This window comes from Streptomyces sp. NBC_01320, from assembly GCF_035974375.1.
Lineage (GTDB): Bacteria > Actinomycetota > Actinomycetes > Streptomycetales > Streptomycetaceae > Streptomyces > Streptomyces yanii.
Map to the genome: position 1 here is coordinate 877864 of NZ_CP108390.1, position 18640 is coordinate 896503.

At 69.3% G+C, this 18640-nt stretch carries 15 protein-coding genes and 1 pseudogene; 3 read left to right on the forward strand and 13 right to left on the reverse strand.

The annotated features are described in order from the left end of the window. Nucleotides 1-149 precede the first annotated feature (149 nt). The 5 genes and pseudogenes from OG395_RS04500 to OG395_RS04515 form a co-directional block, all read right to left on the reverse strand. On the reverse strand, nucleotides 150-1448 hold the full coding sequence (locus OG395_RS04500) for an MFS transporter (protein ID WP_327241698.1): 1299 nt from the start codon (nucleotides 1446-1448) through the stop codon (nucleotides 150-152). After that, nucleotides 1445-2530: a sugar phosphate isomerase/epimerase family protein gene (locus OG395_RS04505; protein ID WP_327241699.1), complete on the reverse strand. Its 1086-nt coding sequence runs from the start codon at nucleotides 2528-2530 to the stop codon at nucleotides 1445-1447. Before OG395_RS04505 ends, OG395_RS04500 begins: the two co-directional genes overlap by 4 nt. 130 nt (nucleotides 2531-2660) lie before the next feature. Further along, nucleotides 2661-4130, reverse strand: a complete 1470-nt coding sequence (gene pdxR / locus OG395_RS04510; protein WP_327241700.1) for a MocR-like pyridoxine biosynthesis transcription factor PdxR — start codon at nucleotides 4128-4130, stop codon at nucleotides 2661-2663. A 119-nt stretch (nucleotides 4131-4249) separates the two neighbouring features. Continuing rightward, nucleotides 4250-4343, reverse strand: a pseudogene (locus OG395_RS58065) (DUF5655 domain-containing protein); the annotation flags it as partial. Nucleotides 4344-4640: 297 nt separating this feature from the next. Beyond that, the gene (locus OG395_RS04515; RefSeq protein ID WP_327241701.1) at nucleotides 4641-7322 is read right to left on the reverse strand and encodes a SpoIIE family protein phosphatase; all 2682 of its coding nucleotides are present in this window, start codon (nucleotides 7320-7322) and stop codon (nucleotides 4641-4643) included. 313 nt (nucleotides 7323-7635) lie between these two features. Between OG395_RS04515 and OG395_RS04520 the strand changes: the two genes are divergently transcribed. After that, complete coding sequence (locus OG395_RS04520) at nucleotides 7636-8286, forward strand: ABC transporter permease subunit (protein ID WP_327241702.1); 651 nt, start codon at nucleotides 7636-7638, stop codon at nucleotides 8284-8286. Nucleotides 8287-8448: 162 nt separating this feature from the next. Here the strand turns inward: OG395_RS04520 and OG395_RS04525 are convergent, their stop codons facing one another. Together OG395_RS04525 and OG395_RS04530 are read right to left on the reverse strand one after the other, a co-directional pair. After that, complete coding sequence (locus OG395_RS04525) at nucleotides 8449-8895, reverse strand: hypothetical protein (RefSeq protein WP_327241703.1); 447 nt, start codon at nucleotides 8893-8895, stop codon at nucleotides 8449-8451. A gap of 597 nt (nucleotides 8896-9492) precedes the next feature. Beyond that, nucleotides 9493-10272 carry a FadR/GntR family transcriptional regulator gene (locus OG395_RS04530; RefSeq protein ID WP_327241704.1) on the reverse strand — a complete coding sequence of 260 codons (780 nt, stop codon included), beginning with the start codon at nucleotides 10270-10272 and terminating at the stop codon, nucleotides 9493-9495. A gap of 337 nt (nucleotides 10273-10609) precedes the next feature. On the opposite strand from OG395_RS04530, the gene OG395_RS04535 reads away from it, so the two are divergent. Next, a complete protein-coding gene (locus OG395_RS04535) occupies nucleotides 10610-11779 on the forward strand; it encodes a Gfo/Idh/MocA family protein (protein WP_327241705.1) in 1170 nt (389 codons plus the stop codon). Between the two features lie 28 nt (nucleotides 11780-11807). On the opposite strand, the gene OG395_RS04540 is transcribed toward OG395_RS04535, so the two are convergent. Beyond that, nucleotides 11808-13115, reverse strand: a complete 1308-nt coding sequence (locus OG395_RS04540; protein ID WP_327241706.1) for a beta-galactosidase — start codon at nucleotides 13113-13115, stop codon at nucleotides 11808-11810. Beyond that, nucleotides 13112-13333: a hypothetical protein gene (locus OG395_RS04545; protein ID WP_327241707.1), complete on the reverse strand. Its 222-nt coding sequence runs from the start codon at nucleotides 13331-13333 to the stop codon at nucleotides 13112-13114. The genes OG395_RS04540 and OG395_RS04545 overlap by 4 nt, the downstream gene beginning before the upstream one ends. Nucleotides 13334-14007: 674 nt before the next feature. On the opposite strand from OG395_RS04545, the gene OG395_RS04550 reads away from it, so the two are divergent. Then, a complete protein-coding gene (locus OG395_RS04550; RefSeq protein WP_327241708.1) occupies nucleotides 14008-15051 on the forward strand; it encodes an enolase C-terminal domain-like protein in 1044 nt (347 codons plus the stop codon). 80 nt (nucleotides 15052-15131) lie between these two features. On the opposite strand, the gene OG395_RS04555 is transcribed toward OG395_RS04550, so the two are convergent. Genes OG395_RS04555 through OG395_RS04570 form a run of 4 tightly spaced genes read right to left on the reverse strand, consistent with a single transcriptional unit; the run spans nucleotide 15132 to nucleotide 18619 of the window. Then, nucleotides 15132-15974 (reverse strand): amidohydrolase family protein, encoded by an 843-nt coding sequence (locus OG395_RS04555; RefSeq protein ID WP_327241709.1) that lies wholly within the window; start codon nucleotides 15972-15974, stop codon nucleotides 15132-15134. Between the two features lie 11 nt (nucleotides 15975-15985). Continuing rightward, nucleotides 15986-16966, reverse strand: a complete 981-nt coding sequence (locus OG395_RS04560) for an aldo/keto reductase (RefSeq protein ID WP_327241710.1) — start codon at nucleotides 16964-16966, stop codon at nucleotides 15986-15988. Nucleotides 16967-17000: 34 nt separating this feature from the next. Next, the gene (locus OG395_RS04565; RefSeq protein WP_326791543.1) at nucleotides 17001-17834 is read right to left on the reverse strand and encodes a carbohydrate ABC transporter permease; all 834 of its coding nucleotides are present in this window, start codon (nucleotides 17832-17834) and stop codon (nucleotides 17001-17003) included. Further along, nucleotides 17831-18619, reverse strand: a complete 789-nt coding sequence (locus tag OG395_RS04570) for a carbohydrate ABC transporter permease (protein ID WP_442818731.1) — start codon at nucleotides 18617-18619, stop codon at nucleotides 17831-17833. Before OG395_RS04570 ends, OG395_RS04565 begins: the two co-directional genes overlap by 4 nt. Between the last annotated feature and the right edge of the window lie 21 nt (nucleotides 18620-18640).

Here is an 18640-nt window from a genome sequence, read left to right on the forward strand (position 1 = left end):
GAGGCGCCCACCCCGACCGGCGTCTTCTACAGCACGCAGACGGTGCAGCAGATGGCTCGGTGTAGGGGACGAAGTGGGCGAAGCCCTTCGTCGGGTCCGTTAGGCTCAGGTCCGGATGCTTGTAGGTCAACTCGGTGCGCGGAGCGGGCTCAGCCCTCCCGCACTGCGGCGGTACGATGCGCGCGAGCCACACGCGCCAGGCCTGTTGCGACTCCCGCACCCACCAGTGCGAGTGCGGCCATCAGGATGAACACCAGGTGGTACCCCGCCGCACCCGGGTTGGCATCGAGGATCGCGCCGTACACCAGGAAGGCGAACATCCCGGGGGCGTAACCGACGAGGCAGGCGATGCCGAACGCGGTGCCGCTGACCTGATTGGGGATGCCGACCTCGTCCATGGGCGCCCAGAACACACCGCGTATCGTGAAGATGATCAGTGAGAACAGCAGGCAGGCGGCCATCGCGGGGATCTGGTTCTGCCCACCGGCCGGCAGCAGCAGGATGATCGCTGCGATGGGGATCAGGCACACGAACGCGAGACGGAGGTACCTGCTGGCCCCCTTGAAGACCTTGTCGACGAGTACGCCGCCGAGCGGGCCGCCGAGGATCTTGAGGCCGTACTGGTTGATGATGCCGTAGGCGCCGGCGAGGGCGGCCGGCAGTCCGTACACGTACGTGAGGTAGGGGATGAAGTATGTCAGACCGCAGTACACGACGTACGCCATGAACACGGTTGCACTGACCCACCACAGCTGCGGCAGCCGGGCGGCATGCAGGATCTCGCTGCGGCCGACGCGCTTCTTCTTCGGCGTATCCACGGCGGACTCGGGGCCCTGGTCACGCAGCAGGAAGAACAGGAGCACGCCGACGGCGATGTCAATCAGCGCGTAGAAGGCGATCGCGGCACGGAAGCCGGCGGCGTCCGAGCCGAGCAGGGCGAAGACGCCGAGGGCCGAGAAGGCAACCAGTGTGTCGACGACGCCGCGACCGCCCTCGAGGAAGCCGAACAGCCGCCCCTGTTCTTCCGGCCCACCCAGGCGCCGGGTGCTCTTGAGCAGTGCCGGCCAGACCAGGCAGTCGGAGCAGACGGCCAGCACCGCGAAGATCGGCACCAGCTGCCCGTACCCGGGGAACGTGCTCATATAGAGCCCGAGCCCGCCCGCGCCGATCAGTCCGAGCGGAATCAGGATGCGGGTCGAGAACCGGTCAGCCAGGTACCCTCCGACCACGAACAGTGCTGTCGCGACGATCGAGTTCACGCTCAGTAGCGCACCGATCTCGGTGTTGCTCAGCCCCATCTGCTGCTGCATCGGGACGTAGAAGACGTCCTTGATGTTGGCGAGCTTGTAGATGGTGCCGCCCGCCATCACGAGGACCGCGAAGCGCGCCCATTTGGCCTTGTCGAACCCGGTCTTGGCCGGCGCGGTCTTCATCATGGTGTTCGTCATTGCGCACCTGCCAGGGCGTCGGCGGCGGACAGGCGAGCCGCGGCGAGTTCGCGCATCCGGGCAAGCAGCCCGCGCACGTGGACGACCTGGTCGACGCTCCAGCCGGGCTCGGCGGCGAGCAGGTCGTGCAGCGTCCATCCTTCGGGAAGGCCCGTGGTGCTCAGTTCCCGGTAGGGGATGAAGGGGTCGTCGCCTTCGCTGTGATGGCGGAAGGCGGGCGCGTAGTACAGGTTCTCCTGTTCGAGCGCGAAGGTGATGACCTGCGGCTCGTCGTCGCCGAGCATGAGCAGGTCGAACAACATCCGCGCCCCCGGCAGGTCATCCTCCGGGCTGCCCTGCAGCACGCCGCGGTGGCCGAACCCGTCGCCCTCAGGAAGGACGTGCACGCCCTTCAGGTGCACTTGCAGGATATGCGGGGCCAGCTGGGCCAGGGCGTCCATCGGCCGTTCGCACGCGTTGATCATGTTGCCGAAGTCGAACATCGCGTGCAGGCGGGGGTGGCCGACGGTGCGCAGCAGCTGAGCGATCTCGCCGGAGCGCAGTTCTTCGTGCTGCTCGAATGAGAAGTGCAGGCCGTGAGTGTCGGCGAGGTCGCCGAGGCGGCGCAGGTCGTCCTCGATGCGCGACAGCACCTGCGACAGCTGCCCTTCGTAACGGGAGTAGACGCGAATGTGCTGGACGCCGAGGATGCCGGCGATCCGGACGGCCTCGTCCACGGGTTCACGCTCGGTCGTGCTGATCTCGAGGTGCAAGGCCAGGCCGTAGCCGCGGGCACGGGCGGCGAAGGCCCGAAGCTGGTCGTCGTTCATTCGGCTCAGGCTGCGCTCCTCGCCGTCGAGGACGTGGATGCAGACGCCGGCCAGATCGTGCTCTCGGGCGAAGTCGAGGACGTCGTCGGGGCCGTAGGCGCCGTAGGTGAGGTTGGTGAGCAGGGCGTACGCGTGGCCGAAGAGCCGGACCCGGTCGATCCGGTCGATCAGCACCCGCGCGCGCTCGATCGTCAGGTCGGGGATCTGTTCGATCTCAGCTGCGGTGAGGTTCGGACTCAGGAGCGCTCGGAACTGCGCATCGAGATGGGGCACGTTGTCTCCTTAGAAAGCGGGTCGCGACCGTGCGTCGCCGCCACCCCCTTCCTAACAACGCAATGGATGGTGCGTTAGAGCCATTGACAGCCCAGTTCTGTAGACCAATTCGGCGGGTCCGCCTCTCGGGCTACGCCTCGGCAGCCCCGCCGGGTTCGAGCCGTTCGAACGCCTCTGCCATCCGCGCTACGGCACGCGCCATGTGCTCGGCTGCGGTGCCGGCGAAACCGATCAGCAGTGCGGGCGGCAGCCGGCGCTGCACGCGATACTCCCCCAGGGGATACGTGAAGACGCCCTGCCGGGCGAGGCTGCGTGCGCAGTCGATGTCGTTGGCGGATGCCTCGAGCCACCCCATCACGTGGAGCCCGGCGGCGACCGGCCTCGCCGTCAGCCGGTGCGCAAGCTGCGTGTCGAGCTGTTCGAGCAAGGCGTCCTGGCGGGCGGCGTACAGTCGGCGCGTGCGCCGGAGGTGGGTGTGCAGGTGCCCTTCGGCGAGGAAGTCGGCGAGCGCCGCCTGCATCACGGTCGCGGGGGTGCGACCGATCACCGAGCAGGCCGACGTGAACGGCTCGACGAGGTCGTGGGGCAGCACGACGTAGCCCAGTCGCAGCGACGGCGCCAGCACTTTGCTGAATGTGCCGACGTAGATGACGTGTCGCGCTTGGTCGAGTCCGAACAGCGGGGGCAGCAGCGTGCCATGATAACGAAGCTCGCTGTCGCAGTCGTCCTCGACGATCCAACTCCCGTGCGCCTGCGCCCACGCGATCCACTCCCCGCGCCGCGCCGGACTCATGACCGTGCCCAGGGGATGCTGCCGGGACGGCGTGAGGTAGGCGAGGCGTGCCGATGGGTCGCCCCCTGCCGCCACTGCGCCCGCGTCGTCGACCGGCACGCCCTGGACGCGGCATCCCTGCGATTGGAAGGCGAGCCTTCCGGAGATGTGGCCGGGGTCTTCGACGAGCACCGTGTCGGCGGGGTCGAGCAGCAGCACCGCGAGGACATTGAAGGCCTGTTGGGCACCGGAGGTCACCACGATCTGCTCGGCGCCGCAGCCGAGGCCCCGCACGTCGTTGAGGTAGTCGGCGATCGCCTGGCGCAGCGGTTCGTACCCATGCGGGTCGCCGTACCCGATGGCGGCTGAGTCGGTGCGCGCTGCGTGCCGCGCCAGCAGCCGCCGCCACACGCCGGCAGGGAACGCGGATGCCGCGACCTGGCTGGGGACGAACGACTCGGTTTCTTTCGGATCCCACGAGTGCGGCACCTCGCTGAACAGACTGGCACCGCGTGCCGACGTCGCTGCGCCGCGCTCGGACAGCTGCGGGCGCGCAACAGGCGCCGGTGCCATCGCGGCCGTCAACAGTGCGTCCACATACGTGCCGTCCCCCCGGCGTGCACGCAAGAACCCCTCGGCCGTGAGCTGCTCGAACGCGGTGACCACGGTCAGCCGCGAGACGCCGAGCTCGGCGACGAGCGTCCGCGTCGAGGGCAATCGGGTTCCCGGCGGCAGGGTGCCGTCGAGGATGAGTCCCCGCAGCTGCCGATACAGCTGCAGGTGCAGCGGCAGGACGCTACCGCGGTCGAGCTCGACCGCGGCCAGCATCCTGCCCCCGGCACCTTTCATGATGCGCGAGCGCGCCGGTGGGTCTGACGACATGCCCTCATCCTAGATAGGGCGTGTCTCCCATATGGTGGGTGGCGTTTGCGGCAGGCTTGTGCGGTGACGCTGCGCCGGTGCTCGCGCACGGCGTGCACCGGCGCATCGCGTGAAGTCGCCGACGACACAGATCAGCCTCGGTCCGCTCCACAGCGCCGAATGGGCACCGAAGCGGCCGCAGAGCCAAGGTCTACACAGGCCCAGGGCCCCGAGCCCCGTAGGTAGGCGGACCCAGTTCTGTGTACGGCAGTTGCTCCACGACTACAGCCGCAGGCACAGGACTGAGGTCTTCACAGCGCCAGAGCGCGAAGCTCCCGGTCCCAGGCGGACCCGGTCCTCTGCCCAGAAGTTGATCAATGCAGTACCCGCTGCGGTGGCAGCGGTCGGTTCCGGGTCAAAAACGCCGCTCGCACAGGCGCGGATCGATCTCGCGGCAGTTCGCGCCAACACGGGCGGTCACAGCTCTGTGTCAGTCCATAGATCCAACAGGTTGTCGCCGAGGCCTGCACCGAGTTCGGCTGCGGCGTCGTGGAGGGATTGTTCGGTCCAGATGACCTTGCCGCGGGCGCCGTACCGGGTGCCCCAGCGCTGGACGAGCTGAGCGACGAGGAACAGCCCGCGGCCGCCCTCGTCCGTGGTGGCCGCCCGCCGCAGGTGGGGGGAGGTGCTGGAGCCGTCGGTGACCTCGCAGATCAGGTGGTTGCGGTCGTGTAGCAGGCGCAGCCGGATGGGCTGGGTGCCGTATCGGATGGCGTTGGTGACCAGTTCGCTGACGATCAGCTCGGTGGTGAAGGCGACCTGGTCCAGGCCCCAGGTCTCCAGCTGGCGGGTGACGTCGGTACGGACGTGGGAGACGGCCGCCGGGTCGGAGGGCACCTCCCAGTCCGCGACCCGGGCCGGGTCCAGCAGGTGGGTCCGGGCCACCAGCAAGGCGATGTCGTCGCGGGGGCGCTCGGGGAGCATGGTGGCGAAGACGGTCTGGCAGGTGGCCTCCGGGGTGCGGTCCACAGCATCGGCCAGGGCCGTGCGCAGCCGCTCGACTCCGGTGTCGAGGTCGCGGTCCCGGTCCTCGATCAGCCCGTCGGTGTAGAGGACCAGCTGACTGCCCTCGGGCACAGTGAGTTCGGCTGTCTCGAAGGGCAGGCTGCCGCCCAGGCCCAGCGGGGGACTGACGGGTACGTCCGGGAAGCTGACGGTGCCGTCGGGGTCGACCAGGGCGGGGCCGGGGTGGCCAGACCGGGCCACAGTGCATCGCCCGGAGACGGGATCGTAGATGGCGTACAGGCAGGTGGCCCCCGTGACCCCCTGGCCATCGGCCTCGTCGTGGTCGATGTGGGCGACCAGCTCGTCCAGGTGGCTCAGGAGTTCGTCCGGGGCCAGATCCAGGGCGGAGAAGTTGTGCACGGCGGTGCGCAGCCGACCCATGGTGGCGGCGGCGTGCAGGCCGTGGCCAACGACGTCGCCGACCACCAGGGCCACCCGGGCGCCGGGCAGGGGGATGACGTCGAACCAGTCGCCGCCCGCCCCGGCCTGGGCGGGCAGGTAGCGGTGGGCGACCTCGACGGCGGTCTGCTCGGGCAGGGTGCGGGGCAGCAGACTGCGCTGCAAAGTGGCCGCCAGGGTGTGCTCGCGGGTGTAGCGGCGGGCGTTGTCGATGCACAACGCAGCACGTCTGGCCAGCTCCTCGGAGAGGGAAAGGTCCTCCTCCCCGAAGGGAGGGGAGGCGTCCGCCCGCCAGAAGTCGGCCATCCCTAGCACCACCCCGCGGGCCTGCAGCGGCACCGAGATCAGGGAATGGATTCCGTACTCCAGCACCCGCCGCGCCCGCTCCGGGTCCTGGGCCCGCCAGCCGTCGGAGTCGGCGAGGTCCGACTCCAGCACAGCGTGGCCGCCCGCCGCCCCAGCGGCGATGGGGTTGGTGGAGGCGAAGCGGATCAGCTCCCCCACGGGGTAGAGAGGCGGGTCGCCACGGACGCCCCTGCTGGCAGTGCGGCACATTTCGGTGCTTGCCTCGGCCGGCTCCTCGCCACGAAGCACCGGTTCCAGCAGCTCCACAGTGACGAAATCGCTGAACCGCGGGACGACCATCTCCGCCAGCTCCTCGGCGGTGCGCACCACATCCAACGTGGTGCCGATCCGCACTCCCGCGTCGTACAGCAACTGCAGGCGCTCGCGGGCCACCTCGGCCCGGCCCGCGAGTGTGCGCAGTTCGGTGGTGTCGCGCAGCGTGGCCACGCTGCCCGCCGGGCCGCCGTACCGCTCTACGGGCCGCACGTTGACGGCCAGCAGCCGGTCGCCAGCCAGATGGACCTCGTCGGTGGCCGTCCGCCCCGAGGAAAGCAGCTCGGCGGCGCCCGGAGTCAGGCCGAGGTCGGTGATCTGGCGCTGCTCCGCGTCCGCCGGCAGCTCCAGCAGCCGCCGCGCCTCGTCGTTGGCCAGCAGCAGCCGCCCGTCACCGCCGACGATGAGCACGCCCTCGCGCACCGCATGCAGCACCGCGTCATGATGCTCGTACATGCGAGTCATCTCGGCGGGGCCCAGTCCGCGGGTCTGGCGCAGCAGCCGCCGGCCAATCAGCGCGGACCCGCCCGCGACCAGGGCGAGCGCGCCGCCCGCGGCGCCAAAGAGCACCGGAAGCTGCCCGGCCACCGCTTCGTTCACCTTCTTGACCTTGATCTCGGGGGACACGATGCCGGCGACCGAGCCGTCAGGCCGGAAGACGGGGACCTCCGCGAAGACCGTAACGCCCAGCGGAGTCACCTCGGAGTCCGTGAGGGCCGTACCCCTCACCGCCTTCCGGTAGGGGTCGCCCTTGACTACGTGTTTCCCGATCTGGTGCGGGTCGGGGTGGGTGTACCGGATCCCGTCCGGGCTGATGATCACGATGCTGTCGACGCCGGACCGCTTCTGGGCCCTCTCGGTGAGCGGTTGCAGCACCGCGCTCGGATCGCGGCTGTCCAGCGCCTGCACGATCCCCGGGGAGTTCGCGAACGCCTCGGCGACGGCAAGCACCTCGTCGCGGGCTTTCTCCGTCCCTTGGTGCCGGGCCTGGACCGCCAGCGTCACCACCGTCGCGGCCACGAGCAGCACCACGACCGCCAGCTGCAGGAGGAACACCTGACCGGCGACGCTCCGCACGCTCACCAGGGAGCGCAGGCGCCGCCCGGGCGACCGGTGCTGGATCTCCCGTTCGTCCGCGGGACGAGTCGGCTGCTCCGTTCCCGGACGTGGAACCTCACACCGCCTCCGCGCACGCCAACCAGCGAACCGGCGGGAATACGGTATCGAGGATCGGCGGAAACCTCTGAGCGCATCCATAGGTCCAGTGTTGCCGATCACAGGGAGGCGACCGATACGCCGCAAGGCGAATGGCGGCGGTCGGATACCTTCAGGGTGCCGATCAGAGCCACGTCGTTCTTGATGATCAGTGGCCGACCAACCCGCCTGTCGAGTGGATCCGCTCGATCGCCGACGACACGCCTGTCAGCTGGGCCATCGAGACAGCCGTGGCTTCGCCCGGCGCCTGGCCGACGGCCTGCTGCTGGCCGGCCACGAGGTGCTCTGGGTTCCCCGGCTCATGGCCGCCCACCGCAAGCTGCACGTCGCCGCCGGTTCCAAGTCCGACCCCGTCGACACCGTCGCGGTTGCCCATGCCCCGGTCGCCCCGGCGGCGTGCAGCTTGCGGTGCGCTATCAACAAGTACCTGATCGCCGTCTACGCCGTGATCGGCGTCGTGGCCGCCGTGGCGGGGGTCCTGCTGACCGCGCGCACCGGCTCCGGCCAGCCCACCTCCGGCAGTAAGGGCCTGGAACTCAAGGCCATCACCGCGGCTGCGCGCGGCGGCTGCGTACTCAAGGGCGGCAAGGGAACCGTCGGCGGCACACTACTGGCCGTCGCACTGCTCGGCGCGCTGGAGAACGGACTGAGCGTCCAGGGCGTCAACGCATTCTGGCAGAACGTCGCCGAGGGAGCCCTGCTGGTGATCCCCGTCGTCATCCAGCAGCGTCGCAACAGTGAGCGCGCCGTCGGTCTGCCCGACTGCCGCGCACACCCGACCTGCGGCACCACGCGCGGGCGGAGCGGCGGGAAAGAGCCCTCTTGATGACCGGATAACCGAGGCTGAGACGTGGATGCGTCGGCAGAACCAGGTCAGGGTTCCACCGGCCAGGCTGTGACGGCAATTGCCGTTTGCTATCGACGCACCCGCCGAGGTGGTCGGTCACACTCGCCATCAGCAGCGGCTGCGGAGCGCTGGTGTGCACGATCAAGGTGCCGGGGTCACCCTGCACTCCCTGGAGCGGCGGGTTGCGTGCTCGATGACGGCCAGGATGTACTGCCGCTGACCGGTCAGGGTGATGATTTCGATGAAGCCCATGGCCGGCAGGACGTCGGCCTGGGAGCGCAGGAAGCCGGCCAAGGTGGTGGCGGTCCGCTCCGGCGCCGGGTCGACCCCCTCGGCCTCGAGGATCTCCCAGACGGTGGACGGGGCGACCAGGTTGCCGAGCACAGCCAGTTCCCCGTGGATACGGCGGTAGCCCCAGCCGCTGTTCTCGCAGGCCAGGCGCAGGACCAGCGCCCGGATCGAGCGGACGGTACGCGGCCGTCCGGGCCGCTTGGGGCGGCGGATGCGGGCGCGTCGCCGCTTCACCAAGATGTGGTGCCACCGCAGCACCGTGTCCGGACGTACCAGAGGCCGGAGACGACGCAGCACCTGGCGCGGTACTCCTCGTGGATGTCGGCTCCTGCCGCCAAGAGGTCGGGCCCACGGCCGCGCGGACGGCCGCGAGCCGCTCGGCGTCCTCGGCCGGAGACGGCCTGCCCACCTTGATCTTCACGCCGCGCAGCCCGGCCGCAGCTTCGCCCTCCAGCGCCAGTTCGTCAGCGGCCTGACGTTGGGGCCAACAAGGGGTGAGCGACTATTGACGATTCCCCGCAATCCGCCCCTGCCGGTCCCCTCAGATGACCGCCTCGGTAAATGTCACCCTCGCACGGAACTGGGAGAGATACGGGCTGCGTGGGGATCTGGTGGGGGCCTCGACACCCTTGTGGCCGCGGTCGACGCGTGAGTTTCCTGAGCAGACCAGCCGGGTCGCGGGGGTCCGTCCTGATGACTGGTCTTCCGGGATTTCGCCAGCCGGTGATCGGCTCGGCCTGGCCGATCCCGGCCGCGCCTCCCTGTGAGAACGCCGCAGCGCGGATCCGGCCGTCCCCACGACCCCAGGAGACCCACCCGATGGCCTCCTGGGCGCCGCGAACCATTCACGGCCGCCCAGGCGGCTGTGGCCGGGTCCCGCCGCACGTCCCCGACTCAGGCGTGGGTGTCGTCCCCGGGTACGACTCGACGCCAGATCTCCTGTTGGAACTGCTGGGCGGTCATGTCGATGTGTTCGGCCATGAGCGCCTCGGCCCGGCCGGTCTCGCCGGCGGCGATGGCCTCGGCGATGGCCTCGTGCTGGGCGGCAGCCACCTGCAGGGATCCGCCCGCGACGCCGGCCATCCCTATGGTCATGACCTGGCGCTGCAGGCGCCGCACGGCATCGACGGTGGAGGCGAAGAACATGTTGGCGGCGGACGCCGCGATCCCCGTGTGGAAGATCTCGTCGGCGAGCGTGAAGGCATGGATGTCGCCCTCCTGCGCCGCGCGCGTGGACTCCTGAGCGGCTTCCCGTACCGCCTTCACCTGTGCCGGAGTGGCTCGCTGCGCCGCCAGGTTCGCCGTAGTGGTCTCCAGATGGCGCCGGAACTCGAAGAGTTCGTCGACCTGCCTCAGGTCCGCGGGCAGGAAGTTGGCGAGGGACTGCTGCCAGGAGGACTGTTCGGGCATGGACACATAGATGCCGCGCCCCTTCTGCACGGACAGCCGACCCAGGGCCGAGAGGATCTTCACCGCCTCCCGCACCACGGTCCTGCTCATCTCCACCTCGTCGGCGAGGTCCTTCTCGGTGGGCAGCCGGTCGCCGGGCTGCAGCCCCGTCCGGACGACGTACTCAAGGATGCGTTCGGCTGCGACCTCGTACCCCGGGCGGTAACCGCTCTCCACACCCGCCGGCACGGACGCAGACGCGGAGGTCTTCTCTGACACGGTCACCAGCTCTCCCTCGCTTCCCACTTGAGGCCACCGACCGAGCCTCTCAGTCTCGACGCCGACCATATGTTTCGGATATATCTTGTGAGCCATACTCAGTGAATCACACGCACACTCGTGACGCCAGAATCCGGCAACCCCAGAGCCTTCCTCGCCTCGATCGCACCGGCCCGCCCCAGCAACCACGACATATATGAGACTTATCTCTGGTCATCGTAGGGCGAACGGATTGGATGAACGCTACTTCAGAGCTCCGCTCGTGGGCCCTTCCTGCCGGTTCCCGGGTCGACCCTCACCAGCAGCAACCGTAACCGTTGAACTCCCTTGAAAGGACAGATCGTTGGATGACATCAGGCTCGGTCTCATCGGCATGGGAATCCGGAGCGACTTGGCGGAGTTGGTCCACCGGCCCGGCGCGGGCTCCGTGCTGGCCGCCGTCTGCGACCGCGATCCCGGGCTGCTCGCACGCGCCGAGGAGCGCTTCGGCACCGGGGTGCGGACCGCCCTGGACCACCGCGAGCTGCTCGACGCCAAGCTCGACGGCGTCTTCGTACTCACCCCCGACCACACCCACGAGCAGATCGGCCTGGACTTCCTCGAAGCCGGTGTCCCGGTGTTCCTCGACAAACCGATGGCGATCACCGTCGAGGGCTGCGACCGGCTGCTGGGCGCGGCCCGCGCACACCGGACCCGGCTCTATGTGGGCCACAACATGCGGCACATGCCCGTCGTGGTGGCCATGCGCGAACTGATCGAGAGCGGGGCGATCGGCGAGGTGAAGGCCGTCTGGTGCCGTCATTTCGTCGGCCACGGCGGGGACTTCTACTTCAAGGACTGGCACGCCGACCGCCGCAACACCACCGGCCTGCTGCTCCAGAAGGGCGCCCACGACATCGACGTCATCCACTGGCTGGCGGGCGGGTACACCCGGCGCGTGAACGCGATGGGCGGGCTGACCGTCTACGGGGACATCACGTCGCGCGACGAGCGCACGGGCCAGCGGATGACCGACTGGCTGTCGGTGGACAACTGGCCCCCGCTCAGCCTGACCGGCCTCCACCCGGTTGTGGACGTGGAGGACCTGAGCATGATGCAGATGCAGTTGGACAACGGCGTCCTCGCCAGTTACCAGCAGTGCCACTACACACCGGACTACTGGCGCAACTACACCGTCATCGGCACCGAGGGACGCCTGGAGAACTTCGGCGACTCGGAGGGAGCGGAGGTCCGGGTGTGGAACCGCCGCTCCGACTACCGCGCCGAGGCCGACCAGGTCGTGCCTGTCCATACCCCGACCGGCACGCACGGGGGTGCCGATCCGGTCCTGGCCGCGGAGTTCCTGCGGTTCGTGCGGGAGGGCGGGGCGACCGTCACCTCGCCGGTGGCGGCCCGCGAGGCGGTGGCCGCCGGGTACGCGGCGACGATGTCGCTGCGGGACGGGGGCAGGCCCGTCGACATCGCCCCCGTGGCACCGGACGTCGCCGCGTACTTCACGCACGGCCAGCGCTGAGTCAGTGGCCCGGCCGGGCAGCAGCAGCTCAGCCGGTCGGGCCCAGATCCGCCGCGTCCAGGATCTCGACCCGCTCACCGGGGCGGTGCAGTTCGAGGATCACCAGTTCGTTGCGCCCGGCCCGCCAGACCGGGGCCGGGGCGTACAGCATGCGCTGCGGGCCGCGGTCCCAGTACCGGCCGAGGGCGAATCCGTTGAGCCAGACCTGGCCCTTGGTCCAGCCCGGCGGGGCGAGGAAACCGTCGGCCGGGGCCAGGATCTCCACCTCGGACCGGTGGAACGCCGGGCCCTCGACGGCCTGCGCGGCCCCGAACCGCAGCGCGGTCAGATCCGTACCGGTCAGCGGCAGAGGGCGGATCTCCCAGTCGAACTGATACTGGCCGTCGATCCACACCCCGCCGCTGATGCCCTTGCGGTCCTCCAGCCAGGGGCCGTAGTTGATCCGTCCCATGTTCTCCACCAGGAGGTCGAGTCGGGCACCGGCCTCGGGAAGGTCGATCGGCAGCGCGTCCAACGGGCTGTCGCGCTCCAGGAGTCCGAGCGGCTCGCCGTCCAGGAACACCTGAGCACGGCCGGCGAGGCCGTGCACGCGCAGGGTCGCGTCGGGGAACGGGCCGCCCAACCTAGTGCGGTAATGAATCAACCCGAGCGACTGGCCCAGCGCCTCCACCGCCTCGGGCGAAAGCCGGTGAACCCGGGTGGACAGTGCATCCAGCGAGTCCAGCAGCCCCACGCTGCCGTCGGTGGCGCCGTCGGCCGTGAACAGGAGGCAGTCCACCCCGCGCCGGATCAGGCCCCGGCGCAGCTGGTCGAGGTAGTCGGTGTCGGTGCCGTAGCTGCCGTACTCGTTCTCGATCTGCAGCGCGACCACCGGCCCGCCCTGACTGGCGAGGTGCGGACGCAGCACCGGGATCAACTCGTCGAACCAGGCGTCCACGGCGGCCAGATACCGCTCGTCGGTGCGGCGCAGCCGAGGCGCGGGGCCGGCGAGGAGCCAGGCCGGCAGCCCGCCGAACTCCCACTCGGCGCAGATATAGGGGCCGGGCCGCAGGATCACGTCCAGGCCGAGGTGTTCCGCGCTCCGGATGAAACGCGCGACGTCGGCCGGACCGGAGAACTCCGTCCGGTCAGGCGTCGGCTGGTGCAGGTTCCAGGCGATGTACGTCTCGACGGTGTTGACGCCCATGGCCCGCAGGCGCCGCAGCCGGTCCTCCCACAGGTCGGGGTGGACCCGGAAGTAGTGGATGGCCGCAGAGATGATCTGGTGGGGGTGGCCGTCGCGCAGAAAGCCACGATCGATGGCGGTCAGCTCGGTGGCGGGACGGGGGTTGGTCACAACTGTTCCCCAAAAGTCATGTGGCGGTGGGGCGAGCGGCGGGCGGTCAGCCGCTCGCCCCACCGGGTTCTCAAGAGGCCGAACGCAGGTGCTGCAAGGTCATCCCAGACCGGGGTCGGGTAGTGGCTCACCGAGAGCCCGAAGTCGAAGTGCGCCAGGCTGTTCCAGTACTCCAGGTACTGCTGGAGGAGGTTCTGCCGGGGGTTCCCGTAGAACATCCGCACCACCTGCACCGCCGCCGCGTTCGGTGCCTGTCCGTGGTCTGCTGAAGGTGCTTCAGCAGCGCGACGGCGGGGTCGCCCGGCATGAAGCCCGGGGTCAGGAAGTTCAAGGTGACAGCCGCCCACGAGGTCACCAGGTAGAAGCCCAGGCGGCGCAGCAGGAAGGACCGGCCCGCGCTCAGTTTGGCGCGTGGGCCGTGGTGAGTGTCGCGGTGCGCCTGCTCGGGCGCGGCTCGCGTCGCAGCCATCCCCGCTCCTTTCGTCGGTGACGCCGTGGTGGAACCGGTCGGTGCCGTACACACAACCCAGGAAGAACATAGATCCGATACATGCCGAGTCCGAAACGCGGGGATCGCACGGATATTCCCTGGTGGGCCGTCACACATATACGAGGACTCAATATCCACTCACCAGGGAGGACTTGACCTCACCGCCGAGAGAAGACCCCGGCCGCAACGGGCAAGAGTCTGAGGTTACCGGATTCTGGCGTCAAGGGATTGGATGTGATTCACTGAACCACGATCGCAGCATGTATAGGAAACATACGCTGAACGTCCAGGTCGGACCATGCTGTACAGCGATCCCACAAGGGGGGAACCCGGCAATGAGATGCACTGCCTGACACTCACACCCGGCCCTCCTCCCCAGACCTCCAGCCGTGAAGGACATCCATGCGAATCACCGATGTGACTGTGAAAATGGTCGACCTGCCCGCCCAACCGCCCTTCCGGTGGAGGGCCGGGCTGCCCGGCTCGGAGCCGGCGGTGGTGGGCGGGATCCTGCGCATCCATACCGACGAAGGACTCGTGGGCGAGGCCCACACAAGGCGCGGGCTGATCGTCTCCGACCTGGTCGCCCGTCGCATCCGCGCGGATCTGACCGGCCGCGACCCGCTGATGCGCGAGTTGCTGTGGCAGCGGCTGTGGGAGCTGGACCGCATTGAGGAGCTGCCCATCTACGCCCTCGGCCTGGTCGACGTGGCGTTGTGGGACCTGGCGGGCAAGGCGGCCGGGCTGCCGGTGCACCGGCTGCTTGGCGGGTACCGCGAGGCCGTTCCCGCCTACGCGAGTACGGTCACCTTCGGCAGTGTGAAGGAGTACCTCGATGTGGCCGACCAATGCCTGGAGTTGGGGTACATCGGCATCAAGCTGCACGGCTGGGGCGACGTGAAGGCGGACGCGGAGCTGTGCCAGAGGCTGCGGGCGCACGTCGGCGACGAGGTTCCCCTCATGTACGACGGCTCGGCCGGGTTCGACCTCGCGGACTCGGTGTATCTCGGCCGCGCGATCGGCGAAGCCGGCTACCTGTGGTACGAGGAGCCGATGCGCGAGTTCAGCGTTACCTCCTACCGCTGGCTGGCCGAACAGGTCGACGTTCCGCTGCTGGTCGCGGAGACCTCCGACGGCGCGCACTTCAACGCCGGCGACTTCATCATGGCGGGCGCGGCGGGCCGGGTCCGTACCAGCGCGCAGTACAAGGGCGGGATCACCGGGGCCATGCGCATCGCGCATCTGGCCGACAGCTACCAGCTGCGGGCCGAGGTGCACGGCAGCGGCGTGGTCAACGCCCATCTGTGCATGGCGATACCGAACACCACGTACTACGAGTCCCTGGTGTACACCAATCCCGTGGTACGCGAGCCTTCGGTGGGTGCCGACGGGCTGGTCCTGGCGCCGACGGCACCCGGCATCGGGTTCGACCAGGCCGGCTGGTGACGTTCGCCCACGGCCGGCAGGCAGGGACAGGAGGGGCGGGCGCCGAAGCGCCCGCCCCTCCTGTCCCTGCCTGCCGCGTATCAGATGTTGTAGATCCGGGTGGCCGTTCCGCCGAGCACCTCCGCGCGCTCGTGTTCCGCCAGTTCCTCCAAGAGCTCGCGGGTCGTGTCCATCACCTGCCCGTAGTCGGCCGCGAGCGTGCACACCGGCCAGTCCGAGCCGAACATCAGCCGCCGCGGGCCGAAGGCCTCCAGTGCGGCCATCACGAAGGGCCGCAGATCCGCGGGGGTCCAGTGGTGCCGGTCGGCCTCGGTGAGCAGTCCGGAGAGCTTGGCCACGGTGTTGGGCAGCCGGGCCAGGGAACGCAGGTCCGCGGCCCAGGTGTCCTGCGCACGGGGGCGGACCGGAGGCTTGCCCAAGTGGTCCAGGACAAAGGTGAGTTCGGGCCGGGCACGCGCCGCCGCCACCGCCGACGGCAGCTGCTCGGGGCGCAGCACCAGGTCGTAGGCGAGCCCTGCGGCTGCGACCGCGGCCAGGCCGCGGTCCACGTCGGGCCGCAGCAGCCAGTCCGGGTCATCCTCCCCCTGCACCTGGTGGCGGATGCCGACCAGATACTCGCCGCCGGGCCGTGCCCGCAGTGCGGCCAGCGCCTCGCCCACCGCGCGAGAGGTCAGATCGGTCCAGCCGACGACCCCGGCCGCCAATGGGTCGGCTGCGGCCAGGGCCAGGAACTCGGGTGTCTCCTCGGGTACGCAGATCGTCTGCACCAGCACCGTGGCATCGACGCCGGCGGCCGCGGCCTGCGGGCGCAGCTCGTCGAGGGTGAAGTCGCGGTGCAATGGGGCGAGTTCGGGTCCTTCGATCCAGTCCTGGTCGCGGACCGACAGGTCCCAGACGTGCTGGTGCGCATCGATGACGGTCACGGGTACTCCCCCTAGGAATGGTGGTTCGGGTCGGGTACCGGCACGTTCCGGGGCAGCAGGCCCCTGGAGCGCAGGGCACGCCACATCTCCGGGGGGACGGGGTGGCGGAACATCGCGGCCGCGTCCGTCACCTCGGCAGCGGTACGCGCGCCGAGCAGGACACCGGCGACCGCCCGGTGCCCGAGCGGAAATTGCAGTGCGGCCGCCCGCAGCGGCACCTCGAACTCCTCGCACACGGTGCGCAGCACCAGAGCTCGTTCCACCAAAGGCGCAGGGGCGGGGGCGTACTCGAAGCGCGCACCCGGCCGGGGGTCGGCCAGCAGACCCGAGTTGAAGACCCCGCCGACCAGTACGGACACCCCGCGTCGCGCGGCCAGCGGCAGGAGGTCCGCCGCTCCGCTCTGGTCGAGCAGGGAGTAACGGCCGGCCAGCAGGACCACATCGATGTCGGTGTCACGGACGAACCGGGCCGGCACGGCGGTCTGGTTCATGCCGATGCCGATGGCGCCGACCGTGCCCTCCGCGCGCATCCGCTCCAACTCCGGGTAGGCGCGGTCGAGGGCCTCGCGCTCGTGCTGGTCGGGGTCGTGCAGGTAGACGGTGTCGACCCGGTCGAGGCCGAGCCTGGTGAGGCTCTCCTCCACGCTGACGCGTACGCCGCGGGCGGTGAAGTCCCACACCCTCTCGTGGGTGGCCGGGACGTCGAAGCCGTTCGCCAGGTCGTCCCCGTACGGTACGCCTCGTGGGCGCAGCAGGCGGCCGACCTTGGTGGAGAGCGTGTACTGGTCGCGCGGCCGGGTGCGCAGGGCAGCGCCCAGGCGGCGCTCCGACAGGCCGAGGCCGTAGTGCGGGGCGGTGTCGAAGCTGCGGATCCCGCAGGACCAGGCAGCTTCGACGGTGGCGACGGCGTCCTCGTCGCTGACCGCGTGGAAAAGGTTGCCCAAGGGGGCGGCGCCCAGGGTCAGTTCGCCGCCCACAGTGGTGGTGCGCATGAGTTCGCTTTCACCTCTCGTTGAGGAGCACTGGTCAGCCCTTCGTCGCTCCTCCGGTGAGGCCCTTGACGAACTGCTTCTGGAAGGCCAGGTAGAAGACGAGGATGGGCAGGGTCGCCAGGAACATGAGGGCGAAGACCGAGCCGTAGTCCGCCTGGTGTTCGCCGATGGCGCGGTAGATGCCGACGGTCACCGTGGTGCCGGCGGCCGGCCCCAGGACGATCAGCGGGTTGAGGAAGTCGTTCCAGATCCAGACGCCGAGGAAAATCAGTACGCTGGCCGACGCCGGTCGCATCAGGGGAAAGACGACCTGCCAGAAGGCGCGGAACGCGCCGGCTCCGTCGATCGCCGCGGCCTCTTCCAGTTCCTTCGGGATGGTCTTGACGAAGCCCGCGAAGACGAACACCCCGAAGGGCATGTAGTAGCCGACGTACGCCAGGATCAGCCCGGGCACGCTGCTCATCAGCCCCAGCGCCCGCAGTACTTCGGTGATCGGGGTGAGGATGACCGCCGGCGGCACCATGAGGCCGCACAGCAGCATGACCATGGCGACCTTGGCGAGGATGCCGGTCGACCGGGCCAGATAGTGGCCGAGCATGGCGGAGATCGCGGTGATGACGAGGATGGAGATCACGGTGACCTCCGTGCTGTTGACCAGCCCGTACCAGAAGAGATGGTCGGGGCGGTCCAGCACACTGCGGATGTTGTCCAGGCTGGGTGAGGTCGGCAGGCCGACCGGGTTCGACACGATCGCCGAACCGTCCTTGAACACATTGACCAGGACGAGGTAGATGGGCAGGAAGAAGAGGACGCCCGCGAGCAGCGCGACGACCGGACGGATCCAGGCCCGGGCCCTGTTGACGTTCACGATGAGACCTCGCGTTTCTGCAGCAGCCCGAGCGCGACCACGGAGACCGCCGCGACCAGGACCAGCATCGCCACGGCCATCGCGGAGGCGTAGCCGACGTGGTTGCCGTTGAACGCGGTCTGGATCACCTGGAAGGCGAGCGTGGAGGTGGTGCCGGGTCCTGGGCCGCCGTTGGTGAGGACCTGGATCTGGTCGTAGGCCTTGAATCCTCCGATCAGCGACATGACCGTGTTGATGGTGACGGCGGGTGCCAGCATCGGCCAGGTGACATGGCGGAACCGCATCAGCGGTCCGCAGCCGTCGATCGCGGCCGCCTCGTGCAACTCCTGCGGGATTCCCTGGAGTCCGGCCAGATAGATCACCACGCAGAAGCCGAGTCCCTGCCAGGCGATGACCCACGAGACCGTGTAGAGGGCGAGGCTCGGATCGGACAGCCAGCCCGGCGGATGGCTCACGCCCAGTCGGCTCAGCATGGAGTTGAGCAGACCGTCGTCGACGAGGATCGCCTGCCAGATGACGCTGACCACCACGGAGCTGAGCACGACCGGCACGAAGAACACGCTGCGCAGGGCGTTGTACAGCCAGCCGCGCCGGTCGAGGAGCAGAGCGATCGCGAGCCCGCCCGCGTTGGTCACGAGGGTCACGATCACGGTGATGACGACGGTGTTCTGCAGTGCCTTGAGGAAATCGTCGTCGGAGACCAGGCTCGTCAGGTTGTCCAGGCCCACCCATCGGGTCGGCGGATTGAACGGGTTCTTGTTGGTGAGGCTGTAGCCGATGGTCATGCCGATCGGCACCAGCACGAG